This is a genomic window from Citrobacter sp. CK185, assembly GCF_030333565.1.
Classification (GTDB): Bacteria; Pseudomonadota; Gammaproteobacteria; order Enterobacterales; family Enterobacteriaceae; genus Citrobacter_B; species Citrobacter_B koseri.
The window spans coordinates 21011-40064 of sequence record NZ_JAOWFR010000027.1; the positions used below are offsets into that span (position 1 = coordinate 21011).

At 53.0% G+C, this 19054-nt stretch carries 16 protein-coding genes and 2 pseudogenes; 10 read left to right on the top strand and 8 right to left on the bottom strand.

Features of this window, described 5'->3' with window-relative positions:
- Positions 1-5 precede the first annotated feature (5 nt).
- Positions 6-464, bottom strand: coding sequence for a MarR family winged helix-turn-helix transcriptional regulator (locus OGV79_RS20605; protein WP_012134229.1), 459 nt, complete (start codon positions 462-464; stop codon positions 6-8).
- Positions 465-613: 149 nt separating this feature from the next.
- A complete protein-coding gene (locus tag OGV79_RS20610; protein WP_071818873.1) occupies positions 614-778 on the bottom strand; it encodes a DUF1127 domain-containing protein in 165 nt (54 codons plus the stop codon).
- A 177-nt stretch (positions 779-955) separates the two neighbouring features.
- On the opposite strand from OGV79_RS20610, the gene OGV79_RS20615 reads away from it, so the two are divergent.
- Positions 956-2368: an aminotransferase-like domain-containing protein gene (locus OGV79_RS20615; protein ID WP_047459146.1), complete on the top strand. Its 1413-nt coding sequence runs from the start codon at positions 956-958 to the stop codon at positions 2366-2368.
- 55 nt (positions 2369-2423) lie between these two features.
- Here OGV79_RS20615 and OGV79_RS20620 read toward each other — a convergent pair.
- Positions 2424-2858: pseudogene (locus OGV79_RS20620) on the bottom strand (Rpn family recombination-promoting nuclease/putative transposase); the annotation flags it as partial.
- A gap of 166 nt (positions 2859-3024) precedes the next feature.
- On the opposite strand from OGV79_RS20620, the gene mdtM reads away from it, so the two are divergent.
- Positions 3025-4266, top strand: coding sequence for a multidrug efflux MFS transporter MdtM (gene mdtM / locus OGV79_RS20625; protein ID WP_049009412.1), 1242 nt, complete (start codon positions 3025-3027; stop codon positions 4264-4266).
- 67 nt (positions 4267-4333) lie between these two features.
- Here mdtM and metC read toward each other — a convergent pair whose 3' ends face one another.
- Entirely contained in the window at positions 4334-5524 is a 1191-nt protein-coding gene (gene metC, locus OGV79_RS20630; protein ID WP_286468875.1) for a cystathionine beta-lyase, read from the bottom strand.
- Between the two features lie 19 nt (positions 5525-5543).
- Positions 5544-6794 (bottom strand): dicarboxylate/amino acid:cation symporter, encoded by a 1251-nt coding sequence (locus tag OGV79_RS20635; RefSeq protein WP_047459152.1) that lies wholly within the window; start codon positions 6792-6794, stop codon positions 5544-5546.
- Positions 6795-7020: 226 nt separating this feature from the next.
- Between OGV79_RS20635 and OGV79_RS20640 the strand changes: the two genes are divergently transcribed.
- The 7 genes from OGV79_RS20640 to trpS all read left to right on the top strand — a co-directional run bounded on the left by OGV79_RS20640 (position 7021) and on the right by trpS (position 14096).
- Complete coding sequence (locus OGV79_RS20640; RefSeq protein ID WP_012134237.1) at positions 7021-7947, top strand: LysR family transcriptional regulator; 927 nt, start codon at positions 7021-7023, stop codon at positions 7945-7947.
- A gap of 41 nt (positions 7948-7988) precedes the next feature.
- Positions 7989-9269, top strand: a complete 1281-nt coding sequence (locus OGV79_RS20645; protein WP_104869088.1) for a DUF445 domain-containing protein — start codon at positions 7989-7991, stop codon at positions 9267-9269.
- An 82-nt stretch (positions 9270-9351) separates the two neighbouring features.
- A complete protein-coding gene (locus tag OGV79_RS20650) occupies positions 9352-10503 on the top strand; it encodes a double-cubane-cluster-containing anaerobic reductase (RefSeq protein WP_058668525.1) in 1152 nt (383 codons plus the stop codon).
- Between the two features lie 9 nt (positions 10504-10512).
- Positions 10513-11280, top strand: coding sequence for a putative 2-hydroxyacyl-CoA dehydratase activator YjiL (yjiL, locus tag OGV79_RS20655; protein WP_047459158.1), 768 nt, complete (start codon positions 10513-10515; stop codon positions 11278-11280).
- Complete coding sequence (locus OGV79_RS20660) at positions 11277-11528, top strand: putative Se/S carrier protein (protein ID WP_130028300.1); 252 nt, start codon at positions 11277-11279, stop codon at positions 11526-11528. The genes yjiL and OGV79_RS20660 overlap by 4 nt, the downstream gene beginning before the upstream one ends.
- Positions 11529-11644: 116 nt before the next feature.
- Positions 11645-12835 carry an MFS transporter gene (locus OGV79_RS20665; RefSeq protein WP_275376208.1) on the top strand — a complete coding sequence of 397 codons (1191 nt, stop codon included), beginning with the start codon at positions 11645-11647 and terminating at the stop codon, positions 12833-12835.
- A 253-nt stretch (positions 12836-13088) separates the two neighbouring features.
- Positions 13089-14096 carry a tryptophan--tRNA ligase gene (trpS, locus tag OGV79_RS20670; RefSeq protein ID WP_200076050.1) on the top strand — a complete coding sequence of 336 codons (1008 nt, stop codon included), beginning with the start codon at positions 13089-13091 and terminating at the stop codon, positions 14094-14096.
- Positions 14097-14503: 407 nt separating this feature from the next.
- Here the strand turns inward: trpS and OGV79_RS20675 are convergent, their stop codons facing one another.
- The 3 genes and pseudogenes from OGV79_RS20675 to OGV79_RS20685 all read right to left on the bottom strand — a co-directional run.
- The gene (locus tag OGV79_RS20675) at positions 14504-15766 is read right to left on the bottom strand and encodes an aromatic amino acid transporter (RefSeq protein ID WP_012134247.1); all 1263 of its coding nucleotides are present in this window, start codon (positions 15764-15766) and stop codon (positions 14504-14506) included.
- Positions 15767-15872: 106 nt separating this feature from the next.
- Complete coding sequence (locus OGV79_RS20680; RefSeq protein WP_049010418.1) at positions 15873-17243, bottom strand: tyrosine phenol-lyase; 1371 nt, start codon at positions 17241-17243, stop codon at positions 15873-15875.
- A 976-nt stretch (positions 17244-18219) separates the two neighbouring features.
- Positions 18220-18498: pseudogene (locus OGV79_RS20685) on the bottom strand (VOC family protein); the annotation flags it as partial.
- A 170-nt stretch (positions 18499-18668) separates the two neighbouring features.
- Here OGV79_RS20685 and queD point away from each other — a divergent pair.
- On the top strand, positions 18669-19031 hold the full coding sequence (queD, locus tag OGV79_RS20690) for a 6-carboxytetrahydropterin synthase QueD (protein WP_064176632.1): 363 nt from the start codon (positions 18669-18671) through the stop codon (positions 19029-19031).
- Positions 19032-19054 lie beyond the last annotated feature (23 nt).

Here is a 19054-nt window from a genome sequence, read left to right on the forward strand (position 1 = left end):
TAGAGTTAATTATCTTCTTCGCGGATTAACCGCAGATTGCAGGCGATTTGATTTAATGTGGCGCTGAAGGCGGCAAGTTCCGCTTCCGGGATAGTACGGGTGACGCGTTGCTGATAGGTCTCAATCACCCGGTTCAGTTCTTCCAGCCTTGAACGGCCTTGCGCTGTCAGCGTCAGCAGGCGGATGCGTTTGTCATATGGCGATGTTGAACGCACCAGATAGCCCTGTTTTTCCAGTTGCGTGAGGGTGCGCATCAGCGGCGGCAGCTCAATGCCCTGCACCTCCGCCAGTTCGCTGACCGAGACGTTATCACCCAACTGATGCAGTTGCATCAGCACCGTCCAGCTTGACTGCGTCAGGCCGGTATCGGTGATGGCAGCATCGATAATTGCACGCCACTGGCGTACCACCATTGCCATGCGCATCCCCATCGGACGGCGGGCAAACAGCTCATCTTCAGTCATCTCTCTTTCCCCTCTTAGCAGATGGGAAAATAATACTTATCAGGATAAGTATCAAGAAACAGCTGATAAGGAAGCATCAATTGATAAATTACGTGAATGTAAAAAAGGCTGGACTGAATACAGCCCAGCCTCTGTGGTGTTACGGTGGATCACTCAATCTGATCCCGTCGCAGCCCCACATCCTTTAACTGTTCATCGTTCATGCGTTGCAATACACGCTGCGTCTGCGCCCGCAGTCGCCATCTTTTTATTGCCCGCCAGACCTGAACAAAACCAATAAACGGCTGTTTTGCGCGATTCTCGTGAAATTCCATACTCCACCTCCCCACCTGGTCAGAGGCTTTATCTTCCCGGATCTTCACCACCACAATACAGATTCAAAAAATACTTTTCTTTGCCATACAGATTGGCTAAAACGGTATCTGAACGCGATTTCGACCACCGTTCTGTACTGGTTTTTCCATCTGTATGGCAAGAGTGAGGGATACAGCATGACGCGTTACCAACATCTGGCTAATCTGCTGGCCGAGCGTATTGAGCAAGGGCTGTATCGCCACGGGGAAAAATTGCCCTCGGTGCGTAGCCTGAGTCAGGAGCATGGGGTGAGCATCAGTACCGTACAGCAGGCATATCAGACGCTGGAGACGTTGCAGCTCATCACTCCACAGCCGCGCTCCGGCTACTTTGTCGCCCCGCGCAAGGCGCAACCGCCGGTGCCGCTGATGTCACGCCCGGTACAGCGACCGGTAGAGATCACCCAGTGGGATCAGGTGCTGGACATGCTGGAAGGGCACAACGACAAATCAATCATTCCTTTCAGCAGCGGCGTCCCCGATATCCACCAACCCAGCCTGAAACCGCTCTGGCGCGAACTAAGCCGCGTGGCGCAACATAACCTGGGGGCGGTGCTGGGCTACGATGAACTGGCCGGATACCGCGAACTGCGGGAACAGATCGCCCGCCTGATGCTTGACAGCGGTTCGGTCGTCAGCGCTGATGATATCGTTATCACCAACGGTAGCCAGAGCGGTTTGTCGCTGGCGCTGCTGACCGTCTGCCAGGCGGGTGATATTGTCGCCGTCGAATCCCCCGCCTATTACGGCACCATGCAGCTCCTGCGCGGCTTAGGAATAAAAGTCATTGAAATCCCGACCGACCCAGATACCGGTATCAGTATTGAAGCGCTGGAACTGGCGCTGGATCAGTGGCCGATTAAAGGGGTTATCCTCGTACCAAACTGCAATAATCCCCTCGGGTTTATTATGCCGGACGCACGCAAACGGGCAGTGCTCAGCCTCGCGCAGCGCCACGATATTGTGATTTTTGAAGATGACGTGTATGGCGAGCTGGCGACGGATTACCCGCGCCCCCGCACCATCCACTCCTGGGATATCGATGGTCGGGTGCTATTGTGCAGTTCGTTTACCAAATCCGTCGCGCCGGGCCTGCGCGTGGGCTGGGTCGCTCCGGGTCGTTACCACGATCGGCTGCTGCATATGAAATACGCCGTCATCGGCACCAACGTTCCCGCCACGCAGCTGGCGGCGGCCACCTTCGTCCGCGAGGGCCACTATCACCGTCATGTCCGGCGAATGCGCCAAATCTACCAGCGCAACATGGAGATCTATACCTGCTGGGTACGCGAATATTTTCCCTGCGGGATCTGCGTCACCCGACCAAAAGGCGGCTTTATGCTATGGGTCGAGCTGCCGGAGCATATCGATATGGTCTGCGTCGCCAGACAGCTATGCCGCCTGAAAATCCAGGTCGCGCCGGGGTCACTGTTTTCCGCCTCCGGGAAGTATCGCAACTGCGTGCGCATCAACTGTGCGTTACCGCCGAACGAGAAACATCGTGAAGTGATGCAAAAACTTGGAGAGGCGGTGAAAGTGGCGATGGAATAAGCCCGCCCGGCAGAACGGCGTTTACCGGGCCAGTGATGCGCTGGTGGATATGTGTTTAGTGGTTCAGCGCGATAACCTCTTCAACAGCAAGTCCGGTGATACGTAAAACCGTATCGCGATCGATGCCGTCTTCCAGCATTGTACGCGCGATACGCTGCGCCTCAGCCCGTTGGCCTTGCTGTAAGCCTTGCTGCATACCCTCCTGGCGACCCGCTTCATGTAATCGTTCAGCTATCGTCATCAGACTCTCCTTGTGTTGGGGGGAACGTTCGGCCACCTCGTGAATAAACTGGCTAAAACGAGATGCATCGCCGCACTGCATCATATAATTAAACAGCACTTTAAGCTGGCTGTCGGTAGTGTATCCCATCACCAAAAGTGAGGCCAGTTGCTCCACCAGCCCCATCAGGTCACGCTGGCGGATATGTTTTTGTATCAACTCCAGCAAGGCAATACGCCGATGTTGCATGATCTCACTATCCGGCGTCACCTTACCTTGTCAGGATGCCAACGACATTCGGTATTATGCGTTGCTGCGAGGCGCTATCAACGATAAATTCACCTTTCTGCAAGGCGTACATTTTTTCTGAATACGCCACGCAGAAATGTTTCACTGTACCCGTTCAGGGTTTTCTCCGACATGGAGTGCGATTTATATGCAACGGATACGTCAATTTTTCTCCCGGCGCGCGACAACGCTATTTTTCCCGATGGCGCTGATTCTGTACGACTTTGCCGCCTACCTGTCGACGGATTTGATTCAGCCGGGCATCATCCATGTCGTGCATGATTTCAATGCCGATGTCAGTCTGGCTCCGGCATCCGTCAGTCTCTATCTGGCCGGAGGGATGGCATTGCAGTGGTTGCTCGGCCCGCTTTCCGACCGGATTGGCCGCCGACCAGTGCTGATTACGGGCGCGCTTATTTTCACCGTTGCCTGCGCCGCCACGCTCCTTACAACGTCAATGACGCAGTTTCTGGTCGCGCGTTTCATTCAGGGCACCAGCATCTGTTTTATCGCCACGGTCGGTTACGTCACCGTGCAGGAAGCCTTCGGCCAGACCAAAGCCATAAAACTGATGGCGATCATCACCTCAATAGTTCTGGTTGCGCCGGTTATCGGCCCGCTCTCAGGCGCTGCGCTAATGCACTTTGTTCACTGGAAAGCCCTGTTCGGCATTATTGCGCTGATGGGGCTGATCGCCCTGTGCGGCCTGGCGCTGGCGATGCCAGAGACGGTACAACGCGGCGCGGCGCCGTTTAGCATTCCCGCTGTCCTCCGTGATTTTCGCCACGTCTTTCACAACCGGATTTTCCTCTTCGGCGCCGCAACGCTTTCGCTGAGCTACATCCCGCTAATGAGTTGGGTGGCGGTCTCGCCAGTAATCTTAATCGACGCGGGCGGCATGACCACCGCGCAGTTCGCCTGGGCGCAGGTGCCGGTGTTTGGCGCGGTAATCATCGCCAATATGATGGTCGCTCGGGTGGTGAAAGATCCCGGCGATCCGCGTTTTATCTGGCGCGCGCCGCCGATACAGCTTGTCGGTCTGGCCATCCTGATCGCAGGAAATCTGTTGTGGCCTCATGTCTGGCTGTGGTCAGTGCTGGGCACCAGTCTGTACGCTTTCGGGATCGGGATGATTTTCTCGACGTTGTTCCGCTTTACGCTGTTTTCCAACACTCTGCCTAAAGGCACCGTCTCAGCATCGCTGAATATCGTCATCCTGACAGTCATGGCCGTCGCTATCGAAGTCGGACGCGGGCTGTGGTTTAACGGCGGCAAGATTCCGTTTCATCTGCTGGCGGTGGTGGCAGGAATTGCGGCGGTGTTCACATTGAAAGGGCTGTTACAGCGCGTGCGTCAGTATGAGGTGACAGAACTGGCAACTGAGAAATAGACTCATGCCTGATGGCGCTACGCTTATCTGCGCCGACAGCAGGCCCCGCTATACGGGGCCTGCTTTTTTAAGCGATACGCGCAAACCCGGCGTCCAGATCTGCGATAAGGTCGCCCACATCTTCCAGCCCGATATGCACCCTGACCAGCGTGCCGCTGAAATCCACATCGCCAGCAGGACGGATACTGTTCAGCTCTTCCGGTTGGTTCGCCAGAATCAACGACTCAAATCCGCCCCATGAGTAGGCCATATGGAACAGCGAGAAGTTATCGAGGAAATTTGCCATCTGCTCATCGGTCAGCCGCTTTTTCAGCACGAATGAAAACAGGCCAGAGCTACCGGAAAAGTCACGCCGGAAGTACTCATGTCCAGGGCACTCCGGCAGCGCCGGGTGGTTCACTCGCGCCACTTCCGGGCGAGCCGAGAGCCAACGGGCAATCTGAATGCTGCTCTCCTGGTGCTGCTTCAGGCGAACTGACAGCGTGCGTAAACCGCGGCTACCGTTATAAGCGCTATCAGCATCCAGCGTCTGCCCCATCAGATAAGAGTTCTCCCGCAGACGATCCCAGCAGCGGGCGTTAGACACCGCTGTTCCCAGCATACCGTCGGAATGGCCGATGGTGTATTTAGTACCCGCCTGAATTGAAATGTCCACGCCGTAGTCGAGCGCCTTAAACAGCACGCCGGCCGCCCAGGTATTGTCGATCATAATGACAATCTCCGGGTTCACCGCACGGATCGCCTTCACCATGCCCGGTACATCCTGAACTTCCATAGTGATGGAACTGGGTGATTCGAGGAACACCACTTTGGTCTCCGGGCGGATCAAATCGACAATGCCCGCGCCAATCAGCGGATCGTAATACGTCGTTGATACATCAAACTTGCTCAGGATCTTATTGCAAAAGTCCTGCGTGGGTTCATAGGCCGCACCGGTCATCAGGAGATGATCGCCGCCCTTCACAAAGGCGAGAATCGCATTCGTCACCGCCGCTGCGCCGCAAGGATAGAGCGCACAGCCAACGCCGCCTTCCAGCTCACTCATCGCCTTCTGAAACGCGAAGTGGGTATAAGTACCACGGCGACCATAGAACAGCTCGCCGTTCGCACGATTGGCCGTCGCAAATTTTTTGTCCTTCACGGTATCAAACACCAGTGAAGAAGCGCGCTGGATCACCGGGTTCACCGCTCCCTGGGTATAACGTTTGTCGCGTCCGGCGATAATTAACTGCGTGTCGAGCTTAACTGAATCTTTCATAACGTCTCCTGTTACATCCTTAATCCATGCGGAAAGCCGGGACTACTGCGTCCGTGGTGTTGATATCAGCGTTCACCGGTTTCTTTCCGGCGAAGCGCTCCACAATCTGCGCCGCGTTCAAATCATGAATTACGTTGATAAGCGTTGCTGGCGCATCCGTAATCGTGCCCAGCACCACCAGCATTGGAATGGCCTCCATCGGCAACCCCAGCGTGGTGACAATAAAGATCTCACCGAGGAATGCGCCGCCAGGGACGCCGCCGACGATAATCGCCGAAAGTACAGCAATCAGCATCGTCAGGAAGAACGTTTCGGTGGTGAACTCCATGCCTAAAACGGAATAGATAAAAACAATCTTCAATGCGGCAATCATCGCCACGCCGCCCTTATTGAGGTTAACCAGCAGCGGGATGGAGACATCAACGATTTCCGGGTTAATGCCCATCGCCTTACCCGCACGCAGAGTCACCGGCAGCGTGCCGAGCGAGGAACACGTCCCCAGCGCGGTCACCGAAGGTTCAATGGCGTTACGCCAGAAGGCCTTCACCGCAGGTAGCCCGCCGCCAATGTAAGAGTAAAGAACAGAACCGAAGATGTAGTAAACCAGCGTGGCAACCATGAACAGGCCGATAGCCCGGGCAAAGGTCAGCAACAGGCCGGAGTCCTGACTGGCCATCGTCGCAGCGAAGTAACAGCCGAGGCCGATGGGAGCCACCTTCATGATGATCGCCACAATCTTCATGATCACCGTGTTGGCGTCTTCCAGCAGTGAGGCGATACGTTTGCCCGCCTGTTCTGATTGCCCAATGGCGATCCCGGCGATAATCGCCATCACGATCAGCGCCAGAATATTCGATTTAGAAAACAGTCCGATAAAGTCGCTGGTGGTGATCATACTGACAAAATCCATCTTGCCGCTGCCCGCCTGCACGGATTGCGAAAGATCGATAGTCACCCCCTGCGCCGGGTTATACCAGAGCGCGAGCGCCACAATTCCGGCGGCCGGAATAAAAGCCATCGCGATAGAGACGATAAAGATAATCGCCATAATGCGTCCCAGACGTTTCAGATCGGTCATGCTGGCGATAGAAGACATTACGCTGATCCCCACCAGCGGAACGATAATCATAAATAACAGGTTCAGGAAAATCTGACCTATCGGCTGGAGTTGACTTGCAAACGTCGGAGCATAAATACCTAATAAGCCGCCGACAACCAGAGCGAGTAATAAAATAAGTGAAGATCTGTAGGGTTCGAGTCGTGACCACATAACAGGCACCTTTTAATTTAAATTATATTAAATGAGATTAAATTCACAATTTTTCGCGTTCTTTCTTTTGCCTCCTGTTTAATTTGTGACATAACTCACTTAAGTTGTTATTTTTTCATTTTGTAAGCAAGTTATTTCCTGTGATTCAATAGTTACATGTTTCAAACGCGAATGTAACGGCCTATTCGTACCGTTTTTGCAAATCACTTGTGAATAAAAGGAAACAATGAACACATCCATTTCCCTGAAGCATTTAGAGTTTTTTATCAAGATTGTGGATTGCGGTGGATTATCTGAAGCCGCTGCCCAGCTTAACGTGTCACCTTCAGCGGTAAGTAAAAGTCTGGCAGCAATGGAAGATACGCTGGGTACAACGTTAATTAAACGTACCACCCGCAGTATTACCCTGACCGATGCCGGGCAATATTTATTTAACCGTGCGACTAAATTACTCAACGAGTTTGATGAAACCTTAAATACCACTTCCGGTTATTATCACAGCCCGCAAGGTGAATTACGCATAACCTGTTCAATTGCCTTTGGATATTCCCGATTAGTTAATCTGGTGGATAAATACCGTACTCAATATCCAGACGTGAATCTCTACATCGACCTCAACGATAATTTTGTGAATCTGAACGAAACGGATTTCGATATCGCTCTGCGCATCTCCACCGCGCCGCCGCAAAACTATGCCATGCGCAAGCTGGTGCCGATCCGCTGGGCGTGGTGCGCCTCCCCCGGCTATCTGGCGAAAAAAGGGATGCCGCAGCGTCGCGTCGAGCTGGTGAATCATGATTGCCTGGTCTATCCCGGACTCACCCCGGTGCTTAAAGTGGCGGACGAGCAGGAGCGCCTGCACCAGTTAAAGCTGCATATGCCGATCCAGGCCAACAGCAGTCTGGTATTGCTAAAATCGGTGCTGGAAGACCAGGGCGTGGCTTATCTGCCGACCTACCTGATTGGAGATCACATCCAGAAAGAGGAGATCACGCCGCTGATGCTCGACGGCACCATCACCTGCGAAACGCACGCCCTTTATGCGCTCTATTTCCCGAGTAAATACAGCAACCCGAAGGTGCGTTCGTTTATCGATTTTCTGGTGGCGGAACTGGGAACCTTGCCTGCATGGGATAACTGGATCCCGGGATGATCTTTTGCACGATCCCCCCGTCTGGCTCTATCCTTAACGCTATGAATAAAATTGCTGAACTCAAACGCGCCAAACGACTGGCGCTCTCGCTGCTGCTGATTGCCGCCGCCACGTTCATCACGACGCTTTTCCTGCCGCCAAATTTTTGGGTACTCGGCATTAAAGCCATTGCGGAAGCGGCAATGGTGGGCGCACTGGCAGACTGGTTCGCCGTCGTGGCGCTGTTTCGTCGGGTGCCGATCCCGTTTATCGCGCAGCATACCGCCATTATCCCGCGTAATAAGGATCGAATCGGCGAAAATCTTGGCCAGTTTGTGCAGGAGAAATTTCTTGATACCCAGTCGCTGGTCGCGCTCATTCGCCGTCATGAACCGGCCTTGCTGATCGGCAACTGGTTCAGTCAGCCGGATAACGCCCGGCGGGTTGGGATGCATTTGCTGCAAATCATGAGCGGTTTTCTCGAACTGACGGACGACGCCCGTATTCAGCGCCTGCTCAAGCGGGCGGTACACAAAGCGATCGATAAAGTGGACTTCTCTGGCACCAGCGCGTTAATGCTGGAGAGCATGACCAAAAACGATCGTCATCAGGTACTGCTGGACACCCTGATCGCGCAGTTGATCGCCCTGCTTCAGCGCGACAGCTCACGCGCATTTATCGCGCAGCAAATCGTGCGCTGGCTGGAGACGGAACATCCGCTAAAAGCGAAAATTTTACCGACCGAATGGCTGGGGGAACACAGCGCAGAACTGGTTTCCGATGCAGTGAATTCGCTGCTGGATGATATCAGCCACGACCAGGCGCACCAGATCCGCCACGCCTTCGATCGCGCCACCTTTAAGCTGATCGACAAACTCAAAAACGATCCAGAGATGGCCTCCCGGGCGGAAAGCATCAAAGCGTACCTGAAAGAAGATGAGGCGTTTAACCATTATCTTGGTGAACTCTGGGCTGATTTACGCCAGTGGCTGAAGGCAGATATTAACGTAGAGGGTTCCCGCGTGAAGCAGCGGATCGCCCATGCCGGGCAATGGTTCGGCGAAACGCTGGTGGCGGATGATGCCCTTCGCGCTTCGCTCAACGGCCATCTGGAACAGGCTGCGCACCGGGTCGCGCCGGAGTTCGCCGCGTTTCTGACGCGCCACATCAGCGACACGGTAAAAAGCTGGGATGCCCGCGATATGTCACGCCAGATAGAGCTGAACATCGGCAAAGATTTGCAGTTTATCCGCGTCAACGGCACGCTGGTCGGCGGCTCCATCGGGCTGGTGTTGTATCTGCTGTCGCAAATACCGTCCCTGCTGACGTTACCCAACTTTTAAGCAGATCAATAAACACCTGGTTTTTACAGGGTTATAATGCGTGGTCTTTTCATTGTCTCCCGTGTTACGGGGAAGGAAAACCATGTCGCTTATCACCGATCTACCCGCCATTTTTAACCAGTTCTCCGACGCCCGTCAGAAAGGCTTTCTCACCGTTATGGATCTTAAAGAACAGGGGGTTCCACTGGTCGGCACCTACTGCACGTTTATGCCGCAGGAGATCCCGATGGCGGCGGGCGCGGTTGTCGTTTCCCTGTGTTCAACGTCGGACGAAACCATCGAAGAAGCCGAAAAGGATCTGCCGCGCAACCTGTGTCCTCTGATCAAAAGCAGCTACGGCTTCGGCAAAACGGACAAATGCCCCTACTTTTATTTTTCCGATCTGGTGGTGGGCGAAACCACCTGCGACGGCAAAAAGAAAATGTACGAATACATGGCCGAATTTAAGGCCGTACACGTCATGCAACTGCCCAACAGCGCCAATGACGCCGCCTCCCGTGCGTTATGGAAAGCAGAGATCCTGCGTCTGCAACAGGCTGTGGAAACGCGTTTTGGCCGCCCTATCAGCGAAGCCGCCCTGCGCGACGCGATCGTATTGAAAAACCGCGAACGCCGCGCGCTGGCCAATTTCTACCGCGTCGGCCAGCTTAATCCTCCTGCTCTTAGCGGCAGCGATATTCTGAAAGTGGTGTACGGCGCGACGTTTCGTTTTGATAAAGAAGCGCTTATCGACGAGCTCAACGGCATGGCTGACCGCGTGCGCCAGGAGTGGCAGGACGGCAAGCGGCTGGACGCCCGCCCGCGTATTCTGATCACCGGCTGCCCGATTGGCGGCGCGGCAGAAAAAGTGGTACGCGCCATTGAAGAAAACGGCGGTTGGGTCGTCGGATTTGAAAACTGCACGGGGGCAAAAGCCACCGAACAGTGCGTTGAAGAGACGGGCGATGTCTATGACGCGCTGACCGACAAATACCTCGCAATTGGCTGTTCCTGCATTTCGCCCAACGACCAGCGGCTGACGTTGCTCAGCCAGATGGTAGAGGAGTATCAGGCGGACGGTGTCGTGGATGTGATTTTGCAGGCCTGTCATACCTATGCCGTTGAGTCTATGGCGATTAAGCGCCACGTACGCCAACAGCACAACATCCCTTATATCGCCATCGAAACGGACTACTCCACTTCGGATATCGGGCAACTCAGCACCCGCGTCGCGGCCTTTATCGAAATGCTGTAAGGAGCGCCCGTGACGTATTCGATTGGCATTGATTCCGGCTCCACGGCGACAAAAGGCGTTTTGCTGGCGGAGGGCGTTATCACACGCCGTTTCCTCTGCCCCACGCCGTTTCGCCCCGCCGATGCTATCCACCAGGCGTGGGAAGCGCTAAGCGCAGGGCTGGACACGCGCCCGTTTCTGACGCTAACCGGCTACGGACGCCAGCTGGTTGATTTTGCCGATAAACAGGTGACGGAAATCTCCTGCCACGGGCTGGGGGCGCGCTTTCTGGCTCCTGAAACCCGCACGGTCATCGACATTGGCGGCCAGGACAGCAAAGTTATTCAACTGGATAACGACGGTAATCTCACCGACTTTCTGATGAATGATAAATGTGCCGCCGGAACCGGGCGTTTTCTGGAGGTGATTTCGCGCACCCTCGGCGCCAGCGTGGATCAACTGGATACGATCACCGACGGCGTTGAGCCTCATGCCATCACCAGCATGTGCACGGTTTTTGCCGAGTCTGAAGTGATCAGCCTGCGCTCTGCGGGCGTTGCGCCAGAAGCCATTCTTTCCGGCGTGATCAACGCGATGGCCAGACGTAGCGCCAATTTTATCGGCCGACTGTCTGCCGGGGGACCTTTGCTGTTTACCGGCGGCGTCAGCCACTGTGCGGCATTCGCGCGTATGCTGGAAAGCCACGTTGCGATGCCGGTTTACACCCATCCTGACGCGCAGTTTGCCGGGGCCATTGGTGCGGCGCTGATTGGTCAACGCCAGAGAAAACGCGGATGACGGAATATCTGTTTTTATTTCATTCGACGGTGGGCGTCATTCAGACCCGCAAAGCGCTTCAGGCTGCGGGAATGACCTTTCGGGTGGCGGATATTCCGCGCCAGCTACGCGGCGGCTGCGGGTTATGTATTTACCTGCACTGCACCCCCGGCGAAGAAACGCGGTGGATTATCCCCGGTCATACCGAATCCATCTATCGCTGCGTGGATGATGGCTGGCACTGCGTAAAAACGATCGACGCCTGCTGAATTTCCCAACGCGTATACCTTGCCGGGCTCTCACACACCCTCTATTTTTTACTTTTTATTATCATTTACACATGTAATATAACAAACACAAATTAACGCGCTAAGTGAGAGCAAGTATGGTTCAGGGCAATGCCGATTCAAACCGTCATGCCATCAGTACGGCACTCTTCGGCTTAATGGTACTAACGCTGGGAATGGGGATCGGACGTTTTCTGTATACCCCGATGCTACCAGTCCTGCTGTCTGAAGGTCAGTTTACCTTCGCGGCGCTTTCCTGGATTGCCAGCGCCAACTACGCGGGGTATCTGGCGGGCAGCCTGTTGTTCTCCTTCGGCGCCTTTCACCTCCCTTCTCGCTTACGGCCAATGCTGTTGACATCGGCGGTAGCAACCGGAGGATTAATCCTTGCGATGGCGATATTTACGCAACCTGCCATCGTGATGCTGATCCGTTTTCTGGCCGGGGTCGCCAGCGCCGGAATGATGATTTTTGGCTCGATGATCGTCCTGCAACATACCCGTCACCCGTTTGTGATTGCGTCGCTTTTCTCCGGCGTTGGCGCCGGTATCTTGCTGGGCAACGAGTATGTTATCGCCGGTTTACGCTATACGCTTTCTTCCCATGCGCTGTGGTCAGGCGCAGCCGTTATCTCCGCCGTGTTACTGCTGCTCCTGGCGTTCCTCACCCCTGCCCGCGCCCACGCGTTGCCGCCCGCCCCTCCGGCGCCGACGCATAATCCGCTGATGCGCTGGTGGCAACTGGCGCTGCTGTATGGCTTCGCCGGATTTGGCTACATCATCGTCGCCACCTATCTGCCGCTGATGGCGAAAAACGCGGGCTCGCCGCTACTCACCGCCCATCTCTGGTCACTGGTGGGACTGGCGATCGTTCCCGGTTGTTTTGGCTGGCTGTGGGCGGCAAAGCGCTGGGGCGTATTACAATGCCTGACGGCGAATCTGCTGATTCAGGGGGTCTGCGTCATACTCACGCTCGCCAGCGACGCACTGCCGCTTCTTATTATCAGCAGCATTGGTTTTGGCGCGACGTTCATGGGGACAACCTCGCTGGTGATGCCGCTGGCGCGGCAACTGAGCGTGCCGGGGAATATCAATCTGTTGGGTCTTGTCACGCTCACCTACGGCATCGGTCAGATCGTCGGCCCACTGTTAACCAGCCTGTTAGGCAGCGGTACGGAGGCGATCGCCAGCGCAACGCTTTGCGGCGCTGCGGCCTTATTTTTCGGCGCCGTCATCAGCATGATTCAACTTGTTAAGCAGCGGCAGTTTACGCAAAAAAGAGAATGCTGAAGAGCGCTGATGGCAAGCAGAGTGAACAGGTTGCCCATTAACAACCCTGACATAGCAGGTTTACCCCTGCGCTTAACCGTGATACGGTCATTTTTATGAACAAACAGACTGCGATTCCCCAACGCCATAACCGCTGGTGGCTGCCTGACTAAAGGCGGCACGGTTCTGTTTTATCCCCGTATTAATAGCCGCCGAAAGGCGGCTATTGCGTTCCAGAGACGTCTTTCGGTTTTTTCACGTAAAGGAGTCTTTGATGAACACAAAACCCACCATTCTGACCGGCGATCGCCCTACGGGCGCCCTGCACCTCGGGCACTACATTGGCTCACTGCGCCAGCGCGTTGCTTTGCAACATACTCATCAACAATTTGTGCTGATTGCCGACCTGCAAGGGCTGACCGATAACGGTACGAACCCGCAAAAGATCCGCGACAACATCCCGGAAGTGCTGGCGGATTATCTGGCCGCCGGTATCGACCCTGAACTCACCACGCTCTGCCTGCAATCCGCCTTACCTGCACTGGCGGAACTGACCATGCTGTATATGAATGTCGTCACTGTCGCCCGCGTAGAGCGTAATCCGACGGTGAAAAATGAAATTGCGCAGAAAGGCTTTACCCGCTCGTTACCGGTCGGATTTATGGTCTACCCCATCAGCCAGGCGGCGGATATCACCGCGTTTAAAGCGGAATATGTGCCCGTAGGAGACGATCAGTTGCCGATGATCGAGCAGACTAACGAAATTGTACACAAGATGAACAGCCTGCTGCCTGCCCCGCTGCTACACCACTGTCAGGCGATTCTGAGCGACACCGGCCGCCTGCCCGGCATCGATGGCGGCGCTAAAATGTCAAAATCTCTCGGCAATACCCTGCAACTCTCCGCCAGTGAAGAGACGATCCACAAAGCGGTTAGCGCCATGTACACCGATCCTCACCACCTTAACGTCAGCGATCCGGGTCAGATCGAAGGAAATGTCGTGTTCACCTGGCTGGATGCCTTTCACCCGGACAAAACGCAAGTCGCGGCGATGAAAGCGCATTATCAACAGGGCGGGCTTGGCGATCGCACCTGTAAAAACGAACTGGAAACCTGTTTGCAGGAGTTGATTGCCCCAATGCGCGAGCGGCGGGCAACCTATATTCAGGATAAAGGCATGCTGATGCAGATACTGCAACAAGGCAGTGAACGGGCGCATGAGGTCACACAGACAACGCTACAGGAAGTGAAACGCGGGCTGGGATTGCCCGTACTATTTTAACGCTTGTCAACCCGGCGTCAGGGTTGCCGATCGTGTTACTCATCCACATTTTGTAGAGTGAACAAAAAGCTTTACACCGCGCACACGATAAGAACGACGCGGCGATCTTTTACGCAATGCCTGCGCTGACTAAAATAGCGCCTGCATTTTAAACAGAGGATTGTTGTTATGTTGTTCTGGAAAAAGATGGTGAAGAAGATCGACGCATTCTCAACGTTGATTCCACCACGCTACTTCCGGGTGTAAATCCAGGCAGGCCTGTCAGCGACAGGCCTGATTGCTTTTGTGAGTTTTATTCTTGCGCAGTCCGCATTTTCTTAACACCACCACCCACACCCTCAGCCAGGCGTAACGATAAACCAGCGGATGCTGTAACCTGAGTAATGTCAGAAACATAGCGCCTCCCGCTAACGGAACGTCGGCAGTAAACCAAACACATCCAGCACCACCGTCAGATACACAATCCCTCCGCCGACAATCACCAGATTCAGCACCGTATTGTTACAGGGGGCGGTATAACGCGCCGTGGCAAAACGCTTACGGGACGCTTTCACCAGAAATGGCGGCAGGATCACGCTCCAGATGGTAAACGCCAGTCCCGCATAGCCAATCGCGTGGACAAAACCATTCGGGAAAAAGAAACAGACGGCAGCGGGCGGGAAATAGGTCACCAGCGCGGTTTTCAGTCTGCCGATGCCGTTATCCGGGAAGTGGAACAGATCGGCAATATAATCAAACAGACCCAGCGTAGCGGCCAGCAGCGAACTGGCAACGGCAAAGTTACCGAAAAAGGTCAGGATTAAATCCATATAGCGACTGGTAAACAGCCCACTGATGGCTTCCACAAACACATCAATATTGCCGCCTTTGGCAATGATCGGCGAAAACTCGGCGCGGCTGATATTGCCCATCGTCACCGCCAGCCAGAAGATATAGAGCAGCACGGCAAACAGGGTGCCAATCACGATGGAACGCGTAATATGGGATACGCCGTGGGTGCCATACAGTTTCACCAGACTCGGCACATTGCCGTGAAAACCAAAGGAGATAATGCAGAACGGCAGCGTCATCAGAATATAGGGCAGATATTGCGTATTCGGCAGTGCGATGGCGACGCTATCGACCAGTTTCGCCACCTCAATATGGCCGATTAGCCCGGAGAACGTGGCAAAGAACGCCACAAACTTACCGACGATCAGAATGGTGGTGATCCGCCCGACCAGCAGCGAGCTATACCAGGCGATTACGCCAACCAGCATACTGACGACAATAACGGAGATGTTTGCCGGGAAACGAAAACCGCTATATTTAAACACCGTCTGCGCCATCACCGCCGATGACCCGGAGATATACGCATAGGTTAAAATATAGAGTACAAAACCAAAGGCGATGCCAACCACGATATTCCACTTTCGCCCTAATAGATCCTGAGTAAAGGTGTTAAAACTGGCTCCGGCACCATAGTGAAGGTTCACTTCCACCAGCATCAGGCCGGTTAATAACATCATGATGGCAATAACGATCAGAATAACAGAGGCGCCGGGAAACCAGACTCCCGCCATCGCAATAGGCAGGGAGAACATTCCCCCGCCGACTACTGTTGCGATGACAAGCATCGTCCCGCTAATAAGTCCGGGGGAACTCTGTCGTTCAATGGCATTAATATCCATGATAAATGTTCCTGTTGACTATTAATTATAATTACGGCTGTCATTTGTACATCTTCGGATAATAAAAAACAAAAAGCCCCATTTAAAAATGGGGCTATCAATACCATTAAATATAATCAAAACGTGCAGTAAAGAAGCGCAACTGCTTAGGCTCATAAATAAACTTCAGCCCGCGAATATCCTCTTTATGCTTATAGAGTTTAATAATGCCATCGGCCACCACATCCATATGCGCATAAGTATAAACGCGGCGTGGAATAGTCAGGCGTACCGTTTCCAGTTTTGGCCGGTGGTGATCGCCCGTCTCTTTATTACGCCCTGCGGAGATAATGCCACGCTCCATGCTGCGCACGCCCGTTTCCATATAGATGCTTGCCGCCAGACTCTGCGCCGGGAACTGGTCCTGGGTCAGGTGTTCGCAGAAGCGACGAGCATCAAGGAATACCGCATGGCCGCCTACCGGTTCAACAATCGGCACACCTGCCGCCTTCAGCTTATCGCCCAGATAACGAACCTGCTTCACGCGGTGCTCGATGTACTCAAACTGCATGGATTCACGCAGACCAATGGCCATTGCTTCCATGTCGCGCCCGGCCAGACCGCCGTAGGATGGCATCCCTTCATATACCACCACCAGCTCTTTAGCCGCCGAGAACATCTCATCATCGTTCATGCACAGGAACCCGCCGATATTCACCAGGCAGTCTTTTTTCCCGCTCATGGTACACCCATCGGCGTAGCTGAACATTTCATGGACGATCTCTTTGATGCTCTTGTTCTCAAAGCCTTTTTCCTGCTCTTTGATGAAATAGGCGTTCTCTACGCAGCGGGTTGCATCGTAGAAGACTTTGATGCCATGCGCCTGCGTCAACTCCCTGACGGCACGCATATTCGCCATCGAGACCGGCTGACCGCCCGCAAGGTTCACCGTCACCGCCAGACAGATATAGGCAATATTTTCGGCGCCCTTTTCGTCAATCAGTTTTTGCAGCTTTTTAAGATCGATATCGCCTTTAAATGCGATATTCAGACCGGCATCGTGCGCCTCATCACGGACGATATCCACAAAGGTGGCGCCATTTTTTTCCTGATGATAACGCGTGGTAGTGAAATACATATTCCCCGCAACATATTGCCCAGGTTTAATCGCCAGCTGCGATAACAGGTTTTCCGCCCCGCGCCCCTGGTGCGTAGGAACAATATGTTTAAAGCCAAACAGCTCCTGAACCGTTCTTTCCAGATGATAAAAGTTTTCACTGCCTGCGTAGGCCTCATCACCAATCATCATCCCGGCCCACTGCTTATCACTCATGGCGTTCGTACCACTGTCCGTCAGCAGGTCGATATAGATATCTTTCGAGTTCAACAGGAAGGTATTGTAGCCCGCTTCCTGCATTTTTTGGATGCGCTCATCACGCGAGATCATAGATACAGTTTCAACGCTTTTAATACGGAAGGGTTCTGCCGGATAATTCATTTTGTTTCTCCAGTTAACAGTGGTCATGTTCGTATTAATGTGAAGTAAAGCATACCTGGTCCATCAATAAAGATTGATGGAATATAACTATCCGCCTCCTGATTCAGGGGGAGAAATAATGTGAGGGCACTATGCAAGATTTAATTCATGAAGAAAATAGCTCCGTCAATATTCGCCATTGGCGTAAATCATAAAATCTGTAAATACGCGTGATTTAAATCACATAGCATTTTTTTACTGACTCAATTTCAACAAGTTATTTTTTATCTTTTGAATTGCAGTTTCCCTCCAGACGCGGTAAAAGAGAGAAAGCAGTGAAAACTTAACTTTCCAGCCTCTTTTCCGCTCACATTGTCGATTTTGTATACCAGGATATTGTGAGATTGCGATCACCCTCCGCGCTTAATTTTGTGACTAACATCACCAAAAATGTAAAGTAAAGTTTACGATACGGATCGATTTCAGAGATTACGATTTGCTTCAGGGATGAGGTTCACATTTTTTGGCATGGATTTGGGGAGAGTAGATAAGCAGCAAAGTTCACGTAGTTTGAGAATAAAAAGAGACCGTCGAACACAACAGTTGCCAGTGGTTTTGATGAAGAACATTACTCTCTGCTGACGAGATGGGATTCGCTATCCAACAGATACGCAAACAATGTGGCCCATCGTAAAAGCTTTGATAAAGGAACGATTGGACCAGACGAGACTATGCACATACAGATGTCGAAGATGATGAATGGAGGCAGGATTGTCGACAGGCTGTTCTGTGTTCTGCCGACAAGCCGATTGATGTGCCGTAAGGGCTTGTAGAATGGTACATGAGAGAGGTGTTAAGGGGATAAGTGCGAAGGCCGGACTCGCCTTTTCGTTTAACTTGTTGAAAATTAATTGGTTGTGAGATTTTAGTTTGGGGGTTTGCCCCCAGAATGGGACATAAAATTGAATACTGCGTGGAAGATCACAAAGTTGCGTGCTTACTTTCCAGATCCGAAACGCATTCCAGAGTAAGGCTTCTCCCGGCATTGTGCCAGTCGAGATGCTAAATCTCCCACATGCAACTCCAGCTTGTGACCATCCGGGTCAAGAAAATAGAAAGATTGCCCTTCGCTTTTATTGTCTTTCCAGACCGTCACTCCCGACTGTTTCAGCTTATATGAGAACGGTTCAAAATCCTCTGGCGCAATGCTGAATGCGTAGTGGGTATAGTCACATTCCTGCGGGGCTACGTAGTTGCGTGATACGTCATACGAAAGGTGCCGGTAAGGACAATACATCTAACTAACCAATCAATCTTACTTGTTTTACGAATGAATGAGTTAATGCACCTTGGCCAAACTATCCAGATTTTTATTTAACATACTCAAGTTACGTACTTCCTATCTCAGATTTGATTTGTTACATTATAACAAAAATTGAGGTACTCATGAAAACGACTCTGTATAAAGATTTCACATTTGAAGCCGCACACCGACTACCCAATGTACCTGATGGGCATAAGTGCGGACGTTTACACGGGCACTCGTTCGTTGTTCGCCTTGAGATCACCGGAGAGGTGGATAAGCACACGGGGTGGATTATCGATTTCGCAGAATTAAAAGCGATCTTCAAACCTACGCTGGATAGGCTGGACCACTATTATCTCAACGATATTCCTGGCCTTGAGAATCCAACAAGCGAAGTGCTGGCTCAATGGATCTGGAATCAGGTTAAACCACAACTCCCGATCCTGAGCGCAGTCATCGTGAAAGAGACATGCTCTGCAGGCTGCATCTACCGTGGTGAATAACAAAAAAGGAATAGCAGAAGCTA